The organism is Chryseobacterium tongliaonense (assembly GCF_041224435.1).
Lineage (GTDB): Bacteria > Bacteroidota > Bacteroidia > Flavobacteriales > Weeksellaceae > Chryseobacterium > Chryseobacterium tongliaoense.
Map to the genome: position 1 here is coordinate 40043 of NZ_JBGFFD010000007.1, position 21415 is coordinate 61457.

The 21415-nt window shown below is 38.6% G+C and carries 23 protein-coding genes; 10 read left to right on the forward strand and 13 right to left on the reverse strand.

Annotated elements, in window-relative coordinates; all coding sequences use genetic code 11:
* Positions 1 to 28: 28 nt before the first annotated feature.
* From AB8P06_RS14715 to AB8P06_RS14730, 4 genes are all read right to left on the reverse strand, one after another.
* A complete protein-coding gene (locus tag AB8P06_RS14715; RefSeq protein ID WP_369842874.1) occupies positions 29 to 802 on the reverse strand; it encodes an SDR family oxidoreductase in 774 nt (257 codons plus the stop codon).
* Positions 803 to 861: 59 nt separating this feature from the next.
* Positions 862 to 1440 (reverse strand): TetR/AcrR family transcriptional regulator, encoded by a 579-nt coding sequence (locus AB8P06_RS14720; protein ID WP_369842875.1) that lies wholly within the window; start codon positions 1438 to 1440, stop codon positions 862 to 864.
* 183 nt (positions 1441 to 1623) lie between these two features.
* Entirely contained in the window at positions 1624 to 2268 is a 645-nt protein-coding gene (locus tag AB8P06_RS14725; protein ID WP_369842877.1) for an SDR family oxidoreductase, read from the reverse strand.
* 473 nt (positions 2269 to 2741) lie between these two features.
* A complete protein-coding gene (locus AB8P06_RS14730) occupies positions 2742 to 3389 on the reverse strand; it encodes a Crp/Fnr family transcriptional regulator (RefSeq protein ID WP_369842879.1) in 648 nt (215 codons plus the stop codon).
* Positions 3390 to 3773: 384 nt separating this feature from the next.
* Between AB8P06_RS14730 and AB8P06_RS14735 the strand changes: the two genes are divergently transcribed.
* The 4 genes from AB8P06_RS14735 (at position 3774) to AB8P06_RS14750 (ending at position 5318) form a co-directional block, all read left to right on the forward strand.
* A complete protein-coding gene (locus AB8P06_RS14735; protein ID WP_369842880.1) occupies positions 3774 to 4403 on the forward strand; it encodes a hypothetical protein in 630 nt (209 codons plus the stop codon).
* A 282-nt stretch (positions 4404 to 4685) separates the two neighbouring features.
* Entirely contained in the window at positions 4686 to 4814 is a 129-nt protein-coding gene (locus tag AB8P06_RS14740; protein ID WP_369842882.1) for a hypothetical protein, read from the forward strand.
* Between the two features lie 158 nt (positions 4815 to 4972).
* Positions 4973 to 5134, forward strand: coding sequence for a nuclear transport factor 2-like protein (locus AB8P06_RS14745; protein WP_369842884.1), 162 nt, complete (start codon positions 4973 to 4975; stop codon positions 5132 to 5134).
* The gene (locus AB8P06_RS14750; protein ID WP_369842885.1) at positions 5118 to 5318 is read left to right on the forward strand and encodes a nuclear transport factor 2 family protein; all 201 of its coding nucleotides are present in this window, start codon (positions 5118 to 5120) and stop codon (positions 5316 to 5318) included. Before AB8P06_RS14745 ends, AB8P06_RS14750 begins: the two co-directional genes overlap by 17 nt.
* Before the next feature lie 391 nt (positions 5319 to 5709).
* Here AB8P06_RS14750 and AB8P06_RS14755 read toward each other — a convergent pair whose 3' ends face one another.
* The 6 genes from AB8P06_RS14755 to AB8P06_RS14780 form a co-directional block, all read right to left on the reverse strand.
* Positions 5710 to 6138 carry a hypothetical protein gene (locus AB8P06_RS14755; protein WP_369842886.1) on the reverse strand — a complete coding sequence of 143 codons (429 nt, stop codon included), beginning with the start codon at positions 6136 to 6138 and terminating at the stop codon, positions 5710 to 5712.
* Between the two features lie 448 nt (positions 6139 to 6586).
* Positions 6587 to 7474 (reverse strand): alpha/beta hydrolase, encoded by an 888-nt coding sequence (locus tag AB8P06_RS14760; RefSeq protein WP_369842888.1) that lies wholly within the window; start codon positions 7472 to 7474, stop codon positions 6587 to 6589.
* Positions 7475 to 7817: 343 nt separating this feature from the next.
* Positions 7818 to 8555, reverse strand: coding sequence for a glucose 1-dehydrogenase (locus tag AB8P06_RS14765; protein WP_369842890.1), 738 nt, complete (start codon positions 8553 to 8555; stop codon positions 7818 to 7820).
* A gap of 76 nt (positions 8556 to 8631) precedes the next feature.
* Positions 8632 to 9918, reverse strand: a complete 1287-nt coding sequence (locus AB8P06_RS14770) for a TolC family protein (RefSeq protein ID WP_369842892.1) — start codon at positions 9916 to 9918, stop codon at positions 8632 to 8634.
* A 99-nt stretch (positions 9919 to 10017) separates the two neighbouring features.
* Complete coding sequence (locus tag AB8P06_RS14775) at positions 10018 to 13164, reverse strand: efflux RND transporter permease subunit (protein WP_369842893.1); 3147 nt, start codon at positions 13162 to 13164, stop codon at positions 10018 to 10020.
* 11 nt (positions 13165 to 13175) lie between these two features.
* Entirely contained in the window at positions 13176 to 14210 is a 1035-nt protein-coding gene (locus AB8P06_RS14780; protein WP_369842894.1) for an efflux RND transporter periplasmic adaptor subunit, read from the reverse strand.
* Between the two features lie 332 nt (positions 14211 to 14542).
* On the opposite strand from AB8P06_RS14780, the gene AB8P06_RS14785 reads away from it, so the two are divergent.
* From AB8P06_RS14785 to AB8P06_RS14805, 5 genes are all read left to right on the forward strand, one after another.
* Complete coding sequence (locus AB8P06_RS14785; RefSeq protein ID WP_369842896.1) at positions 14543 to 14725, forward strand: hypothetical protein; 183 nt, start codon at positions 14543 to 14545, stop codon at positions 14723 to 14725.
* Entirely contained in the window at positions 14703 to 14960 is a 258-nt protein-coding gene (locus AB8P06_RS14790; protein ID WP_369842897.1) for a hypothetical protein, read from the forward strand. Before AB8P06_RS14785 ends, AB8P06_RS14790 begins: the two co-directional genes overlap by 23 nt.
* Positions 14944 to 15537 (forward strand): TetR/AcrR family transcriptional regulator, encoded by a 594-nt coding sequence (locus tag AB8P06_RS14795; RefSeq protein ID WP_369842898.1) that lies wholly within the window; start codon positions 14944 to 14946, stop codon positions 15535 to 15537. Before AB8P06_RS14790 ends, AB8P06_RS14795 begins: the two co-directional genes overlap by 17 nt.
* A 96-nt stretch (positions 15538 to 15633) precedes the next feature.
* Positions 15634 to 16542: a helix-turn-helix domain-containing protein gene (locus AB8P06_RS14800; RefSeq protein ID WP_369842900.1), complete on the forward strand. Its 909-nt coding sequence runs from the start codon at positions 15634 to 15636 to the stop codon at positions 16540 to 16542.
* 164 nt (positions 16543 to 16706) lie between these two features.
* Positions 16707 to 17987 (forward strand): NAD(P)/FAD-dependent oxidoreductase, encoded by a 1281-nt coding sequence (locus AB8P06_RS14805; RefSeq protein ID WP_369842902.1) that lies wholly within the window; start codon positions 16707 to 16709, stop codon positions 17985 to 17987.
* A gap of 52 nt (positions 17988 to 18039) precedes the next feature.
* On the opposite strand, the gene AB8P06_RS14810 is transcribed toward AB8P06_RS14805, so the two are convergent.
* Entirely contained in the window at positions 18040 to 18651 is a 612-nt protein-coding gene (locus AB8P06_RS14810; protein WP_369842903.1) for a hypothetical protein, read from the reverse strand.
* A gap of 276 nt (positions 18652 to 18927) precedes the next feature.
* Here AB8P06_RS14810 and AB8P06_RS14815 point away from each other — a divergent pair, with 276 nt between their 5' ends.
* On the forward strand, positions 18928 to 19179 hold the full coding sequence (locus AB8P06_RS14815; RefSeq protein ID WP_369842905.1) for a hypothetical protein: 252 nt from the start codon (positions 18928 to 18930) through the stop codon (positions 19177 to 19179).
* A gap of 122 nt (positions 19180 to 19301) precedes the next feature.
* Here the strand turns inward: AB8P06_RS14815 and AB8P06_RS14820 are convergent, their stop codons facing one another.
* Entirely contained in the window at positions 19302 to 20708 is a 1407-nt protein-coding gene (locus AB8P06_RS14820; RefSeq protein ID WP_369842906.1) for an alpha/beta hydrolase-fold protein, read from the reverse strand.
* Between the two features lie 253 nt (positions 20709 to 20961).
* Positions 20962 to 21372 (reverse strand): RidA family protein, encoded by a 411-nt coding sequence (locus AB8P06_RS14825; RefSeq protein ID WP_369842908.1) that lies wholly within the window; start codon positions 21370 to 21372, stop codon positions 20962 to 20964.
* Positions 21373 to 21415: the final 43 nt, after the last annotated feature.

The following is a 21415-nucleotide window of genomic DNA, read 5'->3' on the forward strand; positions in this document are numbered from 1 at the left end:
ACCAACTACATTTGCAATTTACTTTACATTAAACAATAGGGCTTAGACCTCCGTCAATCAAATAATTCGTTCCTGTGATATATACTGCTTCGGAAGAAACAAGAAATGCCACAAGGTTCGCAATCTCTTCAGGTTCAGCCATTCTCCCCAACGGGACCTCTCCTACTCTGCTTATCACCGTTTTGAAAGCATCATCTACCGAAATATTTGATGACTCAGCAATATTTTCGATAAAATCCTGCATTAAAGGTGTCTTTACAACACCAGGAGAAACGGTATTTACACGGATTCCTTTCGGACTTACTTCGTTAGCCAGCGCTTTAGTGTACGCATTCAGCGCAGCTTTGGCAGCGGAATAAGTCATTGTCATATCCCAGATTGGTTGTTGTGCAGCGTAAGTGGAAATGTTGATAATGACTCCAGTTTTTTGCTCTATCATCGTGGGCAATAACGCCTTGTTGACACGAACAGCCGCCATTAAATTCAATTGAAAATCTTCATTCCAATGTTCATCTGTCAGTGTACTGAAGCTTCCACCCATACTAAGATTTGCGCCCGCATTATTTATAATAATATCGATTTTGCCAAATTTATCCAGAATTTCTTTGGCAATAACTTCTGCACCTGCAGATTGAGCAATGTCCGCCGAAATAAAATAATATCCATTCGGATTTTCTTTAGGCTCTGTTCTCGCAGTTACAATAACTCTTGCTCCTGAATTGTGTAATTTGTCGGCGATTGCCTTTCCGATACCTTTTGTTCCTCCCGTTACAAGAGCGATTTTTCCATTTAATTGAATCATATTTTTTTTTTAAATTGTTATTTATTTTGAAACGATCGTTTTAAAATTGGGTAAAAATTTTATCTCTTTAATTGACGGATAACAAAATCTGCCATATTGAGGATTTTACTGCGGTCTTGGTATAACACAAATGAATTATACCAACCTATAAATACACTGCCCAAATAATCAGCAATAGTATCGGCAGGTTCATTATCGGGAATTTCATGAAGATCCTGGGCGCTTTGTATTAGATTTTGTAAGAATTGATGATTAAAGTTATCATAGGCATTGATTATTGCTTGAATTTCGACATTTTCGCCGTCGGTTTCAAAAGTCGCTTTTATGCAGAGACAGCTATTTGGCTCGGTTGTGATAATATCGGCTCCGTCTCTGATGAAATTTTCGAGGGCCTGTAACGGTGAATCATAATTTTTGTAACGTTCTTCAGTCGCCCGAATCCGCATTTCCGTATAATGTTTGATACACCTTATAAACAACTTTTGTTTATCGCCAATCGTATTGTAAAGACTGCTGCTATTGATTTGCATTGCATCGGTTAAGTCGCGCATAGAAGTTGAGGTATAACCTTTCTTCCAAAAAACTTCCATAGCTTTCCGAACTGCCTGTTCTTCGTCAAATTCTAGTGATCTTGCCATAACGGGACAAAGATATAAAATATTCTGAAATGATTGTTTTAAAATTGGAAATTTTTGTTTTTTGCAAAATAAATTATGATGATACGTTACCTTAGATATATTTAATCTTTCCTTTTTATTGGCAAGCCCACTGTACCCCTGTTGAAGACCTAGCAATTGTACTTTAGAAAAATAGTTGTCATTTCAATCATTATAAAAATCTGTCATAAATTGATCTACTATCTTGTCCGGTTCCATCAATAATTTGCCGCCCTCTTCCGTCATAGGCTTGTCAATCAATGTGGAAATGATTTCAAAAACTTTTACCTGCGTACCTTCTAACTGAAGTTTTAGTGAATTGTTAAAACTTTGAATCCCGGCTTTTGTAGCACAATAGACAGCAGCTGACCTCTTTGGCACGATTAACTCATCAATACTGACGTTTACAATTGCACTGTTTTCATTTTTTAGCAATATAGGCAATAGTGATCCAGTCAGTTTTAATGGCACACTAAAGTTTAAAGAAATTTCATGATCGGCTTTACTAAGAAAGTTTGGTTCATCCAAAATATCATAATTGTACTGAACAGCAGCACTGTTGACCAATATATTTATTTCCGGATATTCCTGCTCAATAATAGAAACCAGTTCATCTATCGAATTTTGCTCAGTTAGGTCTCCGACAAGTACAATCATTTCAGGAAAATCCTTTTTTATCATCTCAAGTTCTTCTGAGTCTTTTCCTGTAATAATGACCTTATTTTTCAACAATAGGAAACGCTTTGCCAGAGCCAGCCCCACACCAGAGGAACCACCTGTAATTAATATGGTGTTGTTTGTAGTTCGCATTTTATTTATTTTAGCCTTCGTTAAATCTTCAAAAGAAATTTCTTGTTCTATAGGAATGTCTTTACTTTCAAATTAATGTATACTCAAAAGATTGGTATCCAGACATGTTCCTATCAGAGTATTACAATACCAAAGTTTTTTTGCTATCAAAATCATTAAGGATGAAAGAGAGAAGTAACATTCATTGTCAAACTGCATTACACTCATAGTTGCCAAACCTGGTGAAAAATCAGTCTGCTAAAATTCAATGTTCATTCTCGTCGACTCATTTCTAAACAGCCACCTGGATGTTACACTACTCAAGACCACAATTGTTAGATCTTTAGGTTTGTTTATTTATTCTCCAAATTGAGCATGAGATTAGTAAAAATACTATCAATAGAAAGAAAACAGTTTCTTCATTTTAATGTTCAATATTTACTGTGCAAATATGGACAAGCAATTGCTAAATTCCATTTACATAGGTAAAGAAATTATTTACTTAAAATTTTTCTTCTTATACGGCTGAGCTGTGTAGGAGTTACACCAAGATAGGAAGCAATATGATATTGTGGAATTTGCTGTTCTAATAACGGAAAGTCTTTCTGGAAAATATGATACCGCTTTTCTGCATCCAATAGGACTATCTCGATTTCCCGTTTTTCTTTTTGTAAAAAAAGCTGTTCTGCTAAAATACGTGCTAAACGCTCAATGTCGGGAAATGTACCATAGAGATTTTGTATATTTTTAAAATTGGCCACTAATAGATTGCAGTTAGTAAGAGCCTGTTGATTGATTGGGCTTGGTTTTTTAGTAATCAAGGAGGTATATCCACCAATAAAACAATTTGGGAGAAAGAAATGTTTGTTATATTCAACACCTTCATTATTTCTGTAGAATGACCTAAGGATTCCTATTTCCAGAAAACCAATTTCATTTGCAATCTCACCCTCCTTAATAAAATAATCGCCCTTTTTCAGGATTCTAGGAGTGAACAACGCAGAAAAGTTTTTCCAGCTTTCAGCTGAAACAGGCGAAAGTCCATTTATAAAAGATTTAAAGTTATCCATGAGTCCGATCGTTGACTGAAGCGTTTGTGTTTCGAATAAAAGCAAATTGGAATATTCAAGATTATCTTTCAAACTTATTTAAAAACTCCAATTTGATCTTTATTGATTTTTCGTGGTTCAAATATACAAATGATTAATTAAGGAGCATCGTAGCGGTATGCCAACAATGAAAATAAGGTTTTAAACGAAAAGATGGTATTAAAAGTATCACCCATATATTAATATTGGCATGATATTATTTAATGAATGAAAGGTTGTGGTTAGCTTAATAATCAAACCTTATTCTAAATGATTTATAGTGTTTCTCAAATAACCTGATTATGCTGTTATTAGGTCAAAAGAATTTACAGATGCGAGGACCGTAATTGGAGCTAGCTAAGTGATCTAAACGGGCATGGTAAATGAGGAATAAAGAAAAATTAATTAAATTCGTTTAAACTATTAAAACTCATATTTATGTCCGAACATGCTGATATGATGTGGCAAGTAAATGTTTTAAAAGGCCTTGGGCCGATCAAATTTTCCATGTCGCGTTCGCAGGTTGACCAACTTAGTGCAGACATTGGCCCAATTCAGGCTGAAAGAAGTGATACAGTTCAAAGTCAGCAGGCTGGACTGGAAGATCTTTATAAAATGTTTCCCGATTTTTTTAGCGACGAAGATTTCAAAACAGTTTCAGAAGCAATCACAGAGTTTAGCCCTGCATCGGATGACAAGGTTATAGAGTTCAGGACAAATGGTTTATCTTTCGAATATACATCTGGTCGGCTTACAGAAATTTTCGCTGATGCAAGCTGTAGAAAGCTAACTTTTATGAATTTTCCAGTTTTTCTAAGCGAACCCGTTACATTAATAAAGGAATTAAGCCGCAGCTTGAAAGAACGGCCCCTCATATACCAACAGGAAGTGATATTTCCAATACATAAGATCTATTTATTTGGATTCGTAGAGGAGTTAGATGGACTAGGTCAATATCAGATTGGACCGTCCCGTCATAGAAGTATCAGCTGGCGAAACAGCGTCAGGCCAAATTCTGTCGAACTATCGGAGTACCATCCTTTGGATTTTGACGGATTAGCTCAATAAAGAATGTTATTATAAAACTTTTTTTCAGAACATCACATTTTGTTATTTCACGTTTAAATTCCTTGTTGATATATCGCAAACCTATTTTTCGCCGTTATACGTATAGAAACGGCAGGATTATATGACGAGAAAGATGTTGTGGGACCAATGGTTACAAACGAAGTAACAGGCTTTGTAGGTCAGGTATTAATTCGTAAGGATGGAAAGTAGTTATCTGCCGAAGCAAAAGATAGTACGAGAGCAATCAATTTGTACCATCATTCCTCGGCAATAGACTATCCAATGAGTACCCTGGATGTTGTCGGTGTATGTTTAATAACGGAAAATATATTGGGTCTGAACGGACGGCCTGCACAGAAAAAAGGAGGTCTCTATCTTCCTGAAACCATTGAGTCGTCTAAAACAATTTGAAATCGATACCTTTGACGAGATCGGGTAAAGTTTAATGTATAAACCTATTCAACACAACTTTTAATATGAGAAGATCATTGATCATTATCCCACTATTTCTTGCTACATTTAATGTTACTGCACGGGCATAAAATAACAATATAAAACAACAGACAAAAATGAATAACACAACAATCCTACACACAGCCAATGAATTTGTATCAAAAGGCGATTATGAAAGTTTTTTAGCTTACTGTACCCCTGACACAAAATGGGTTTTTGTAGGTGATCGTATCCTTAATGGGAAAGAAAGTCCGTGCATATATGAAAGAGTTCTATAAAGAACCACCGGTGTTCAGTGTCGAAAAGGCTATCGAAGATGGCGATTTTGTTATGGTAACGGGGGAAATCCGATTAAAAAATAAAGCCGGAAAATATGAACATTTTGATTATTGTGATATCTGGCGATTTGCGGATGGCAAAATAGCAGAACTAAAAGCATTTGTTATAGAGAAGAAACCTTAAAGCATCACTCAATTACATTAATTCTGGAGACAACATACTTGAATGTACCAGATCATATTTTTATAAAAATGTCAGTTGTGCAATTCTTATACAATTAAACTACATAATTTATAAAACAAATAATGCTTTATTATTTGGCATGATACATTAAAATATATAGTTACCTGAATAAATTCATCAGCACCACCAAAATACCAATAATCACTATCGGTCATTTCGTTTTTTAGAATGATGTCATACAAAAACCTTAGTTTACTGTTAAGAGATTTAGCTTTCAGATTAGACATTGTTTACTTTAATTGTAAGAATCTGAAACTAAGGATTGATTACTAAAAGAGAAAAGGTCAGGTTACATATTAATTAACATTTATCTAATCTAAATAAATAACTTTTAATCAATAACTATTTTGTAATACCCATTATCAGCAGACCAAGTTATATTTTCTAAAGTTAAATCGTTAATTTTATAACCATCACAATCGCCTGTCAATTTTTCAGAGGATATTTTAAATGAAAATGTTCTTACAGGATCTGCATTGAGATAAACATTATAGTCCCTGGTACCATCAAACAGACCTACATTTTTCAATAAAACCCTTTTATCTTCACGAACTTCAATCTTAATTCCTGCAAAATTTCCATTTCCGTTATCCTGTTGTACTACAATTTTGGCACTGGTAAGAGTTCCATTTTGGATCAGATTTTCACCCGAAGAATTTACAAATTCAAAAACTGTAGGTTCAGAGTTTACATAACAATCCTCTTTGCAATTTTGTAAAAATATCACACTTACCATTATTAAAGTGAGTGATTTTTTCATAAGACTTATTTGGTTTAAATTTAGCTCCTAAAATACTGAAAAAGTTCTCTAAGTTATTACATTATTACGAATAAGACTTTATGATTTTTTATCCAACCGTTCACGGCCCCGGTTAAAAAATTCAGCGAATGCAAATGGGTGTTGTTCCTCAACAAAAAAAAAGACTGGAAAACCATCACCAAAGAGAAACTTCATTTTGATGTAGAACCATGCCCCTGCTGTAAAACAGGAATAGTTCTTTCTATTTATACCGCAAAGGAACATGAAATACTGACACTGATCATTCAATAAACGTATACTCACCTCACCAACGTAAAACATCTTCGTTTCAAAACCCATAATTATTGGCCCGACCACCAAAGGTTAAGTCAACAAAGGTTTAAACCGAACCTCAGCTGCGCTGCGCTTCATTTAACCCCTATATGTTAGCGGTAGTTTTTATATTTGGTTAAGCTATTAAGTTTTCTTTATAAAATTTTACATAGTCAGTTATTACATTATGAAAAGCTTCTCCTAAATAAATTTCAAAATGTCCGTAAGGATAATGTTTTATGATAGATTTTTTTGCGTTCTTGGCATATTTTGAGGTAACATTCGGTGGAGCAACGCTATCTTTTTCACAAATTGCAAAATATATAGGACAATCTATATGCTTTATTTTATTCTTTGGTTCGTAGCATAGAACCTGGAATGCAGTTCTTGCCCAAACTTTTCGCTTGAAATTAGTTTCTTCTGGAACCAATGAATAATAACCCTTGTAGTCAGCAACAGGCATCAATGAGGTTGAACCTGGAGGCCCGCCTAAATCTACCAGTATCGGTTTCAGTCCTAAAAGTTGAGAAATTAAATCTGCAATGCTTAAAATACTTATTTTGAACGCACTGAATAAATTAAGTTTCATACCGCTCGCAATGCCACTTGTAAAAGGACATTGAGCTATAACTGCTTTAATATCCTGACGTTCTGCCGATAATGTAATGACGTGACCACCACTAAAAGAAGATCCGAAAATACCAATCCGGTTTGCATCTATCCCATCTAAAGTCTTCGTGAAATTTATTGCGGCGTTCCAATCTTCTAATTGTAATTTGGCATTAATATTTTGCCTGTCTTTGCCTTTGCTTTCGCCAAAATTTCTATAATCAAACAGAAAGCATGCAAATCCAGCTTCGGCGAAGCTTTCAGCATATACGTCCAGTCGCATTTCTTTTGTTCCACCAAGTCCGTGCGCCATTACAATTATGGGTAAAGGCATTTCTGTGTTTGGTTTATAATACCATGCGACACATTCAACTCCATCTGAAAGGAAGGATTTACCAGTTTTACTATAGTTCATTGTGTTGTTTATTAATTAGATTGTTTTGTCACGCTTTGTTTAAAATTCCCGCTAACGAATCGATATTTGCGATGGCAGGATATTAGAATCCCGTCACGCCGGTACCGAAGTTGATTTTTGTTTTATTGTTAAAAATAAGAGGTCGAGAGGGCCGAAGCATTTCAGCCTCAGCCGCTCATCGAACCGTACGTGAAAGTCTCCCTTCATACTGCTCTTGTTATTCAGTCAATATACTATTCCTCTTTGCCAGTGATAAAACAAATGCCTGTTCTGTTGTATTTCGCTTTGGCAGGCTTCCAGCACTTTGGCTTTGTTGCAAGTGGCCGGCCGGTCTTTATTTAATTCATATCCCTGCGGTAATACCCCCATCAATTATAAACTCCGATCCTGTGGAATAACCTGATTCATCAGAAGCAAGATAAACTACTAAAGAAGATACTTCCTTCGCATCGGCAATTCTTCCTAAAGGGATGTTGAGTTGTGACAACTGCTCCTTTGAAACCCCGCTCATCATTGGCGTATCAATCATTCCCGGATGCACAGAGTTAACCCTGATATTATATTTGGCCAAATCCACCGCTGCTGATTTGGTCATTCCTCTAACTGCAAATTTAGATGCACTATAAGCAAACCTGTATGGTGCCGCAACCAAGCCTGCGATAGATGATATATTGACTATTGACCCCGTCGATCCTTTTTTCATTGAAGAAACTACTGCTTTCATACCCAGAAAAACAGATACCTGGTTTATCTCTATTACTCGCCGATATAAAACTTCTGACAGCTCTTCTATTGAGGCAGCCGTATCAATACCTGCATTATTTACCAATATATTGACCGGGCCAAAAGTTGTCTCAGCGGCTTCAATTACTTTATCCCAGTCCTCTTTGTTCGAAACATCATGTTTGACAAATAGTGCGCTGTGATCTCCCAGAGATTTGGCGACTTCCAAACCTTTTTCTTCGTTAATATCTGTGAGTACAACTTTTGCACCCTCTGCAACAAATGCAACTGCATGGGCCGCACCCATACCTGATGCTGCACCTGTAATAATCGCTACTTTACCTTTTAATCTGTCCATGTTTTATAAATTTGTTATTAAATTTTATTATTAATAGTACGTTATCATAAATTCTGCGTCTGTAATGAGTATTTAATTACTGCTCACCATTAACCCCTGAGGCTTTTTTATACTTAGCTTCATTGATCTTATATTCTGCCTTGGCATCAAGAATCTCCGATTTCGCTTCCTGCCAGAGAACCTGTGCTTTCAATACTTCTTCTGCTACAACAGTTCCCGCGTCGTATCTGTCTTGGTTCAGCCTGAGATTTTCAGTGGCCTGAACAAGGGATTTTTCAGCAAGCTCGATGCGTTTAACAGATTGGTTGAGCTGCATCACTGCATTCTGTATTTCCAGCAGCAGAAGTTCCTTCGTCTCTTCCAATTCAAGCTTTTGAGCACTGGTTTTATACTGCTGCTCTTTTACTTTCTCCTTTCTTGCTCCCCAGTCATAAATCGGAATGTTTACAGACAGCATTCCCAAAAACCCCTGCATATTATTTTTCATATTGATAGGATTAATATTTTTACCAAAACTGGAAAAGCCGATTCCTGAAAGTGCTACCGTAGGTTTTCTGTCTCCATCCAATAATTTTTCCTGAAGTTCATTTATTTCTACTGCCTTGGCAAGAATGGATAGCTCAGGTCGGTTCGTCGGCTGCAGCTGGCTGTCTGCTAAAACACCGTTGAAGCTGCCACTTACAGAATCTTCCACATCAAAATCGGAATTGGGAAATCCCGCGATCTGGGCAAGGCTTAATTTGGCAATGCTAAGACCGTCTTCTGCACGTTTGAGATTGAGTTGCGCCTCATTCTGCTGAACTTCTATTTTCAACAGATCATTTTTATACGTCAGCCCTGCATCAAAAGAATTCTTCACATTGGTATGCAGCTGATCCAGAAGTTTGATGTATTCTTTTGCCAGTGCTATTTTCTCCTTGGCATTTACAATCTGCCAGTACATGGTTTCTGCAGAGAGTTTTACCTCCTCTTTGGTAAGGTCCTTCTGCGCCATCTGCAGATCAACGGCCGTTGAGGAAAGCTTTTTCCCGGTTTCTACTTTTCCGCCGGCATACAAAACCTGGGTAACGTTCACATTAGCACTTCCCAGTACTTCCGGTATGAGGTTGGAAAGCGGTTTCGAGAAATAATATCCTCCCACACTTCCGTCCACGGTAAGTTTCCCTCCCGCTTCCGCAGCCGTTCTGGCAGCCTTGGCAGCTTCTATATTCTGCTGCGCCTTTTTGATCTTTTTGTTATTCTCCAATGCCAGATCTTTTACTTCATCCACAGAAACCACGCGCTGCTGCGCATGAAAACTGACCGCCGCGGTGAATATCAGCACCAGAACTATTTTTGATATCGTATTGTATATGATTTTCATTTTTTTTTACATAAAGGTTGCCCTGCAGCAATAAACGAAAGAGCTTATGAACAAGAAATTCGTACAGGACAACCGGTTAAAAATTGATATTATAACTATTTAGTGATGGGGTTTAGGTTTGTATAAAATGACCTCGTCGTCCAATTGATCTTCAGGTGTTTCATCTTTAGCTACCGGGTCTTTCAGAAGCTTGTAATACATCACCGGAACAATGAAAAGCGTAAAGATCATTGAGAAGATAAGCCCGAAAGCCAGCACACTTCCCAAAGGTGCCCACATCGGGGATTTACCAAGGATCATCGGAACTACACCTACGGCCGCCGCAGCCGATGTAAGGAATATGGGACGCATTCTTCGTTTGGCAGCCGCCATAGCAGCCGCCTTATGGGTGTACCCATGTTCACGGATTAGCTCATCGGCATAATCTACTAAGATGATCCCGTTTCTTACTACGATACCGATCAGACTGATAATTCCCATAAAGCCTGTCATTCCCAATGGGTTTCCTGTAATGAACAATCCGAAGAAGGCCCCGAAAAGGCTAAGAAGGAACGTGCACAGGATAATGAGCGCTTTCCCTAAACTCTTGAACTGGAACAGCAGCGTAAGGAAGATCAGGATAAGACTCACAGAAAGCGAAAGCATCATTCCCGGTGTATTTTCCAACGTTGATTCCGCATCTCCTCCATATTGAATGGTCGTGCCTGCCGGAAGCGCAAGCGCCTCAATTTTTGGCTGGGCCTCTTTGAGGATTTTTGACGGCTTAGGACCAAGCTGCGCTTCTGCCAATACACTGGTGTATTTGATGCCGTTCCTCCTTAAAATGACACCGATATGCCATTCCGGTTGTAATTTTGCTACTTCCTTCAGAGGGATCTTTCCACCGAAATATGACTGTATATGCAGATTTTCCAGGGCATTCATATCTTTTCTGCTGATAGAATCATATCTCAGAAAAATATCGACAGGTTTGTCTCCTTCCCATAAGGTAGAAACGGAATATCCTTTCAGTCCGGCCCCAAGGGTCTGGGTAATGGCCTGATTGGTGACACCAAGACGATTGGCCTTTACATCATCCACATTCAGCTTTACGCCCATATAATCATACTCACTGCCAAGACGTACATTGTTGGTTCCCGGCGTGTTCTCAAGGATCTTTTTCACCTCAAGGGATACTTGCCGCTGATCGGCTTCATTATCACTTACCACACGGATATCAATTGGTGAACCTTCCTGAAAGCTGAGCTGCTTCAACTTAATGTAGCCATCAGGTATAAAGTTCTTCAGTTTTCCCAGATATTCTTTTACCATTTCATTAGATGCATCGTTACCGATTGTCGTAATGAAAACCTGTGCAAAATATTTTTTGGGAGATTCCGGCGCATAGGAAGTATGGAATCGCGGTGAGCTCATTCCTACAAAGCTGGTGATATCTACTACCCGATTGTCTTTTTTAAGGATCTTTTCAAGCTCTTTTACCTTAGCTTCCGTTTTCTCCAAAGAGGTTCCGTTAGGCATCCAGACTTCCATATTAAACTGGTTTCTTTCACTAAGCGGGAAAAACTCCGGATCTACTTTGGTGGCCATAAATAGGGAACTGACAATTGATAACACCCCAATAAACATGGTCATTTTAGGCCATTTAAATGCTACTCCAACTCCATTATCAAAAACGGTCTGAAGATGATCCAGCATATTTTTTTTCACCGGCCGGTCACTCATTTTATGCTTTAATCCTTTTTTAATGAATACATAACAGGTGTATGGCGTAAGAAACAGAGCAACAAGCATCGATGTAATCAGTGCTATAGCGACTGTGATGGGTAGTGAGAACATAAAGTCCTTTGCAATGCCATCCATAAACAAAGCCAACGGAGCAAATGCAAAGATGATGGCCATTGTTGCCGTAAAGATCGGGAGCGACAGCTGCTGGGCGGCCTGCCAGGCTGCCGTCCACGGCGTTATGCCTTCATCCAGCTTTTCAATATAGTTGTCGACGACGACAATGGCATTATCCACCACCATTCCGAGAACGATGATCAGGGCAGCAAGGGTAACCTGGTGAAGCTCCAGCCCCACGATCTGCATGAGCCCAAACGTAATCACGATAGAGATTGGTGCTGCTGCTGAAGCCACACCAGCTACACGTATAGGAAGCAGCAGCATCACCACAAGCACGACAGAACCTATCGCCATGGCAAACTCCACCATAAAATGACTGATACTTTCACCAACCGCTTCCGGCTGATTCACAATCGTTTTCATATGGATATCCGGTGGGAAATCTTTCTGAATGTCCTCGATCTTTTTCTCCACTTCTTTCCCGAAGGCGACGATATTGTTTCCAGGCTGCATATCAACGGTCAGTACCATGGCCTTTTCATCTCCTACCCTCACAAATGAGGAAGGTTCTTCAAAACGTCTTTCAAGGTCAGCAACGTCTTTCAGTCTTACAACATTGCCTGCCGGAGTGGTATATACGATCTGCTCGGCAATATCAGACATATTCTTGTACCGGCTGTTGGTGTATACCGGGATGATGGCATTGGAACCTCCGGATATTTCTCCATTATATCCTGTTACATTCTGCTGTTGAATAGCATTCACCAACGTATTAACACCAAAACCGTATTGCTGTAATTTCTGATCATTGATTTTAATGTAGATCTGCTGCCTTTGTCCTCCAGATCTGTTGATCTTGGAAACCGTAGGAATCACCTTTAATCCGTCTTCTAGCTTATCGACATAGCTTTCGATCTCAGCGTACGATCTTTCTTTGGAGGATACAGAGATGATCATGGCCGTTACATCGGCAAAATTGCTGTTGATAAATGGCCCGACGACTCCGGCAGGAAGTTTAGGACGGAGATTCGCATCCATATCAAGCTGAAGGGTATGCCAAAACTTCTTACGGTCTTTCACATTGGTGTTCATTTCTACGGTAAAGAACACCTGCCCCTCTTTAACTTCAGCTTTTACTTTTTTCTTTTTGATCTCTTCAAAGGAGAAAAGATACTGTTCAATTTTTTTTGCGACTTCCTCCTCAACCTGATGCTCATCGGCCCCAGGATAAAAAGCGTACACAGCAGCTGTAGGCATATCGATACGCGGGTTCTCGCTTCGTGGCATATTCATCAGGGAATTGATCCCCATCACCATCAATAGCACCACCAGCACGATCACCACCTGCTTGTGCTTCATCGCAGCTTCCAGAAAATGCACTTTTTTATTCGTCATTTCTTTCATTTCTTCTTAATTTAAAACTTAACTGGTTTACCATCTTCCAGACGTGTCTGCCCGGAAACAACGACCTGGTCATCCGCAGCCAGTCCGCTTTTTATGATTACATCGCTGGTACCTGCCATATTCTCCATCTCTACTCTCTTTTTAAATGCAGTGGCGCCATTCTTAGCAGATTTCACAGTATACACATAGCTTGAACCATCAGGACTTTTAAGTACTGCCTGGGCAGGAAGGATAATAGCGTCTTTGCTTTTACCGGTATTAATGTTGATGTCGGTAATCATCCCCGGCAGGATTTGTCCTCCCGGATTATCGAGTCGGATCTTTACCGTGTACGTTCTGGAATTATCATCTGCCTGAGGATTGATAATGGTAATATTCCCATGGATCTTACGATCGAGACTTGGAATGGACACCTCTGCAGGAGTTCCTATTTTAAGGGCACTGATCTCGTTTTCAGTGATGGATGCAGTCGCATATATCTTATCGGTCTTCACGATAGTAAATGCCGGAACGCCGGGTGCTGCCGCGGCGCCGGCTTCGGTAAGCTTTTGGGAGACGATCCCTGAAAAAGAGGCATAAAGCTTTGTATCTCTCAGGTTCTTCATGGCAATATCCCGATTGGCTTTAGACTGTGCCAGCGCTACCTTTGCGGCGATATAATCTCTTTCCGGTAAACTTTTTTTAAGATACAGCTGGTTGAGACGGTTGAAATTGTCCTGGGCCTGATCCATTCCTGCGCCTGCAACAGCCAAAGCATTCTGATAGGTGCTGGTTTCTATGGCTGCCAAAAGCTGGCCTTTAGATACGCGCTGCCCTTCCTGAACATATACTGCGGTAACACGACCGGAAACTCCGAAACCAATGCTCACACTGTTGTCTGCCAGAATATTTCCACTGTAAGAGAATGTTTCAGGGCGCAAAACCACCTCTATCTTCTGTATACTTACCCTTACAGGCTCGGCTTTAACTGTAGGTTGCTCCTTTCCGCCACATGCTGAAAGCAGCAACAGACTTCCTAATAAAAAAAGACTTTTCTTTTGCTTCATTATCATAAATAAAATTTTACTGTTAAGAGAATTTAAATCTGGAATTCGTTCACCCTACAAATTTGGGGGAAGAGAACATAAGACAAAAGGTCTGTTTGTGCCTGATATTGGTCTAAACCGAACCATTATTAACGGATACTTACCAATGTAATTTCAGATCGTATAAAACTTGAAGAAAAATAAAAAGTTCCTGATCCTTATGATCCCGGAACACCTTTCTTAAAAATCCAACAATTTGTTCAGATTTTGACCATTTTATACCCAATTCAGACCTTTTATTTTAACATTCTAATAGAGAAATTTGCATTATTAACCAGTACGACAGAAAATACATGAAGAGCCACACCGTGTCTGTAACAAGTGATCTGATTGGTAAAAAAGAGGTTTGGGAATTGATTACAGATTGGCTATGGAATTTGTTGGTGGTGAAAAGAATTGTGAAAGATACTCCGAAGGGTCTTAGAATAATCGTTGAACAGATAAAAGACAGATATGAAAAACAGTATGCTTTTTAAAACAAAATTTAAAAAAATTATAGATGCTTTCTGGCTTAGGGAGGATATCCTGGAAACAATTCCCAACTGCCGGTGCGAATATCTCGATAACAATTTCAGACACTTAAGTGTATCATCTGAAACCTTATTTTCTGAAAATGAGCTTAAGCCGCTATTTGAACTGTATAAAATGGAGTTTTCAATTGTAGAACAAAATAACTCAATACCTGGGATAAACCATGTTACATACAGATAATCCATCAATAGCTCTTTCAAGTGCAAAAGAAAAAATAAAGGATACCGCAAAATATCTTCTGTTTACAGAAGGTAGGTTCAGTGCCACCACACAGCAGATCGCACAAATTGCTCATACGGACAGAACAGCGATACACTACTATTTTCGTACAAGAACAAATCTTGTTCGTACCATTATTGATGAGATCATCAACGAGTTTCCGGCTCCCTCCTGGGAAGACATCAGGGATCTGCCCCTAAAGGAGAAGCTTATAAGATATATCAGCTACAATACAGAAAAAAGTAAAAAATATCCCTACTTAGATATTTATATTATCACCCAACAGGAATTTGAAGGATGCACAGAGAAATTGTTCTTTCCGTGGCTGGAAATGATACCCGAGATCCTGTTATGTATTCATGATGGAAGCATACGTTACAACAATCCCGTGGAGTTTTTGGCCGATCTGATCTCTATAGTTTCGGGATATCATATCGCTGCTGTTTATCTTCAGAATAGGTCAGATGTCATACTCTCACCGACTCTCCATGATCGCCGAACTGAAAGGATTATAAATTTCTTTCTACAATCAATGTGAAACCAGGGTCATTTTAAATGACGTATAGATCATAATGAGGAATTTTCAGGAATATAAAATTTAAATAACTTTACTAACACTTCTATAAAATATCATATGGTCCATAAAGATATTGTTTTCCACAACCTGCACGAACTTTTCAAAAAGTTTGATAAAGATGATGGCCATCAAAAGATCAACAATAACTTCTTTATCATAAAGGAAACTTATGATCTTGATGAAAATGATTATCAATATCCCTTCAGAACGGATAATACTGCTGTTATGCTGATCACAGAAGGCGAAGCGGATATCCAGATTAATTTTGAACAGATAAAACTTAAAAAAGATGACATCCTTATTCTTACACCAAATTCGATATTCTATCCCGTAAAAACAAATTCTCCCCTGAAAGCGATTGGTATTGTCTTTAACGATTCATTCGTACAGCAGAATGTTCAGCTTCACATGCACTACATCAATGAGATCATCTTTTTCTCTGAAAGAAATACTCCGGTTTTACGTAGCGATATTAATGAAAGGGCTGCATTCAAATTTTTGATCGATAAGATACGTATCGCGGATGAGCAGGAAAATTACTATTCGAAGGATATTATCAATCATTATTTCAATGCGTTGCTTCTGGAGCTGATGGTTATGTACCGTCTCAAAGACAAAAGAATGATCGATACCAAAACATGGAGAAAAAAGGATCTGATCAATCAATTTTTGGTACTTCTTTCCGAGCATTCAAAAAAAGAGAGGACCGTTGAGTTTTACGCCGAGAAGCTTTTCATATCCACGAGTTATCTGACGCGCATTATAAAAGAAGCCTCAGGTGAATCTACGCGCACTATCATTACCAACTCGGTAATTATGGAAGCTCGTGACCTGCTTCTTTACTCAAACCTTTCGATCACACAAATTGCAGAAGAACTTAATTTCAGCGACCAGTCCTTCTTCGGTAAATTCTTTAAAAAGAAAATGAAGATGTCTCCAAAGATGTTCAGGGCAAGAAATAAATGAAAACTACATACAACACATCGTGTTAAACGACAGATCACATGGGATTACCTAAAGTGCCACAGTCATAAATGGTGGTTTTCGCAGTAAAGGAATTTCATATTATAACCAGAAAAATTGTCACAAGCACCTACAGATAGAATACGGGGCTCATAAATCAAAATACTATGCCAGTTAAAAATAAGAAAAAGATCGTCATCATCGGTGGTGGGTTTGCGGGGATAAACCTAATGCGCTCACTGGCTGATCAAGATGAATTTATCATTACCCTGGTGGACAAAAACAATTACAATTTCTTTCCGCCTCTTATCTACCAGGTCGCCACCGGCTTTCTTGAACCTTCGTCCATAAGTTATCCGTTTAGGAAATTGGTCAGAAAACATAAGAATGTTCATTTTTGGCTGGGCGAATTTAATGAAGTAGATCCCGACAAAAACAAAGTAATTCTGTCCACAGGCGAATTATCTTACGACTACCTTGTCTTTGCCACAGGCACAGTGTCCAATTACTTCGGGATGGAAAATGTCAGCAACAATGCTATTCCGATGAAAACATTGGAAAACGCGCTTAATATGCGCAATCTTTTATTGCAACGAATGGAAGAAGCCTCAAGAAGCCAAGATGAGCAGGAGAGAAAGGAATTGTTGTCTATTGTCATTGCCGGCGGAGGTCCGACAGGTGTGGAAGTAGCAGGAATGCTGGCAGAAATGAAACACAGTATCTTTGCAAAAGAATATCCTGAGCTCTCGTATTTAATAAAGGAAAACAATCTATTTTTGGTGGACGGTGCCAGTGCCTTGCTATCGCCGATGACAGAGAAATCTCAACAATATACTTACACCTCATTGGTTGATCTCGGAGTGACGGTAAAACTCAACACGCAGGTAACAGATTTTGACGGTAAACAAGTCTCGTTTAAAGACGGCTCGGTCATCAACACAAAAAATCTTATTTGGGCGGCAGGTGTTACCGGACAACAATTTCCTGGCATTCCTGAAAATAGTTACGGCAGAGGAAAACGGCTGTTGGTTGACCAATACAATTGTGTTCGGGGATTCCAAAATATTTATGCTATTGGCGATATATCCCTACAGCAGACCGACCCCGGTTTCCCTGACGGACACCCACAGTTGGCGCAGGTTGCCATTCAACAAGGGAAAAGACTTGCCTGCAATCTGTGTGCAGCCGTAGACCATAAACCTTTAACAGCATTTGTTTACAATGATAAAGGTTCAATGGCTATTGTGGGAAGGAATAAAGCCGTTGCCGATATTTCCGGCAAAACGCATTTCAATGGCAATTTTGCGTGGTTTATGTGGATATTCGTCCACTTGATGTCTCTTGTCAATTACCGTAACCGTATTAAAACCTGGTTCAACTGGTCTGTTGCCTACATAACACACGATCAGTCTCTACGCTTTATCATCAATTCTAAGAACCAAAATTAAATCGATAATAGTTTAGGACAGGAAAAAATCCATTCAAAAGTATATCAGCAAATTAATTATGAGCATTTTTCGACTGTAAGACATTTAATTTGCCAGCCGCATTATTAGCTGTGTATTGAACATAGATATCCCCCATCTCCTTGCTGCGAATGACATAGAATTTGATTGCTTCCCCAGGGTAGCCCATATCTCCTTCTCCACCCTTATTCGGGTCCTGCTTATTGTAACTGTCATATTCCTTCTGGTTTATTTCTCCGTCAAAAACCTTTACAGCCCCTGCAGATTTCAATAGATCTTCCATACTTTTTTCAAAGTAATGCTGAGAAAATTCCTCTCCCTGTTCTGCAGTGATATTTGCTTTGTAAAGCTGTCCTTCAAATGCCGTCATCTTGCCATTTATGGGAAAAAAGCAAACATCAAAATTTTTCTTCAAAGGTTTATTCATTTCTTTCAATCCTTTTGGCAAGATCAAGAAAGGGAAATTGCCCAGATCGGCAGTTGAATAGGGAATACGTTCAATGTCAAACTTGTTCTCCGATTCTGCATCATTAGTTGGTTGTACTGTTTGATTTTTAGAAATTTCCTGGCTTTGATTTTCTTTTTGTGTTTTATCGCAGGCAAGAATAGTAACTGATGTTACAACTAGAACGATTATTCTTTTCATATTTTGGTAATTTCGTTATTGGTAATTATAAACTTGGGTTCTGTACAAATTTCGAAAAAAAAAATCTAAGATTTCTTGATTTTCCGTGAAATACAATCACAGTGAGCAAATATTGCTTTAGTGTTAGAATAAAAAATATATAGTTTTAGTATTAAATAATTTTAAATTCAATTGGTCGTAAACTTAATAACCTGAAGACTATGTCCCGTTTCATCCGCGATTTTGTCCGTTTCCTACCAAAACATATCAATAAAATTTGATGATGAAAATATCCATGTGGCATTTACAAAACAGTTTGATACAAATGGTACATTGCAGCTCAATCAGACTATTTACGTTTCTCATGAAATTAAAATCAAGCTTGCCAAATTAAAGCTGTCTGCCGGAATAACAATAGATTACGGAGGCGATATAAAAAACCAAACCGATTCCTTTACAAGTTTGGGAAATGAGCTCTGGAAAAAGCATCAGTATTCTCATGAGACGGGTTCGATCAATTCATATTATTTGGCAGTTTTGCATCGTTAATCATCCTAAAAACCAATAATAAAATACTCTATAATAGTATGTTATCAAAAAAGATAACTTTTTTGAGCTGTTATACTTTTCAGACTTCCGTGAAGCAATGAAGTTTTGTAGGAGTTACGCTCTTACCACCGCACAAGCGGAGCTTTCCACCAGTCATCCTGACCATTCTCACTATAATATAGACCGAAGGAAGGTGATTGCTTCCCGTTGTCATTAGGGAGCTGTACACGTAGCATATACCGTCCTTTACGTAGTGGCAGGATCATGGCCTGTCGCTTGTTTGCTGTCGTAATATCAGCATGAAGTAGCAGTGAATCATTGAACATAAGTTTTGTTCCTACCGGCGGTGTGAGTTGAAGTACATAATATCCATCTTTGCTGATCTCAACCCAGCCGTCCATAATACTCGAAGTGCCCGCTTTGAATATGCCTGATAATTGATGTTCAGCTTTCCATTTGCCCACAGCCTTTTTGGGCTGTAAATAATCCCCTGAATGTAGCGCTATCGGGATCGGATGATCATAGCGACCGCTTGGTGAAAAGGAAAAGAGTTTAATTTTTTCCGGTTCGCTTATCAATAAGTGATCATCCAATTTTTCACTCTTTCTTGTCGGTATTGTGCCGTCTATAGTATAACGTATATCCGAATAGTCAGTTGGAACATAGATTTTCACCGGCCGATTTTTCAATACAATTCCACTATTAGGGTAACACTGGGCATTTCGCACATAATATCCGAGATAGGAATATTTAAGTCCGTCATATATAGACTTAAACGGAGTGGAGCTATGTATTTCATCAGTGTATAAAGCCGAACGCCAATGTAAACCTTCTGGTGCAGTCACTGTCAGTACACTATCCATCATTTTGCGGGCCATTTCATTATAAGAAACCTTTTCACTGCGTCCACCGATACTCAACACGGTATTGGAAAATTGCATCGTAGGCAGTCTACTGGCGGCCAATCGCGGAATTTGCTGCCCGTCATTGTGCAGAGCCGGGTCAGCAGTCACATAAAAACAAAACATGTTCTGTCTTTCCAAAAGTGTATAGAGTGTGAATAACCCTCCGAACGATCCTCCGAATAAACCATTCTCTCCATTCGTGCGATATTTTTTGTTGATGTATGGCAGAAGTTCTTTTTCAAAAAACGCAAGATAATTTGCTGCACCGCCGGAACTGTCCACATCTGGGAATTTAGTTGGGGTCAGGTCACGATCACGGAGGTTAATACCGTTAACGTAACGATTAGGTACCGCTACAAGAATAGCCGGTGGTGCAAACTGCATGTTTACCATGTAACTAAAGATTTGTGTAAACAAAGGACCGTCCCACTCTCCGTCCAGAATATACCATACGTCATAATGTGCAGAGTCACTATGATAACCGGCAGGCAGAGTGATGACAATGTTCCGCTGTTCTCCCAACACGTTTGAATATATCGAATCTTTTATTGGCGTTCCAAACTGAGCCTTCAATTGGCTGCAAAAAATGATCAATATAGTTGATGTAAATAAAAATAGTCGCATAGTTATTTATTTAAGTCTATAATTGTATCTCGATATAATTAAGATATAAATATACTTAAATGATCGGAAGTATATGGCCAGCAATGTATTAAAGGAACAGATTTTAATTATAAATAATTGTTTTTGTATTATCCGATAATTACAAAACAAGATAAGTCTAATAGAGAAATCAGGTATAAAATTGTTTTAAAAAAAAGAATGGCTAAAATTAGCCATTCCCAGGATGCTGTAAAAATTATAAAAATAGAAGTACCTACAGTTGCTTAAAAGCAATGGCATCAACTTCGATGAGCATACCATCTAACGCCAGTTTTGGAACTGGTATTAATGTACTTGCAGGAAATTTATTCTTATTCCACACCTTATGCATTTCTTCTGTCCATATTTTGAGTTTCTCCTGATCGTGGTCAACAATCAGTATTGTAATTTTAAGTACGTCATCAGTTGACAGATCTGATGATTTAAGTACAATGCTCAGGTTTTGCAGTGCCACTTTGACCTGCCTCCTGAAATCATTCGAAAGCCTATGTTCTACACCTTCTCCACCGCTTTGCCCGGAAACAAACACATAACTTCCGTTGCCCGAAGCAGTTACAGAGTGAGAAAATGCAAATGGCATAGGATCGAAAAGTCCTGGCGGGTTTTTATATTGGATGTTTGACATATCGTTTTGATTAGGGACCAGATTATTTTCAGTTTTAAAACAA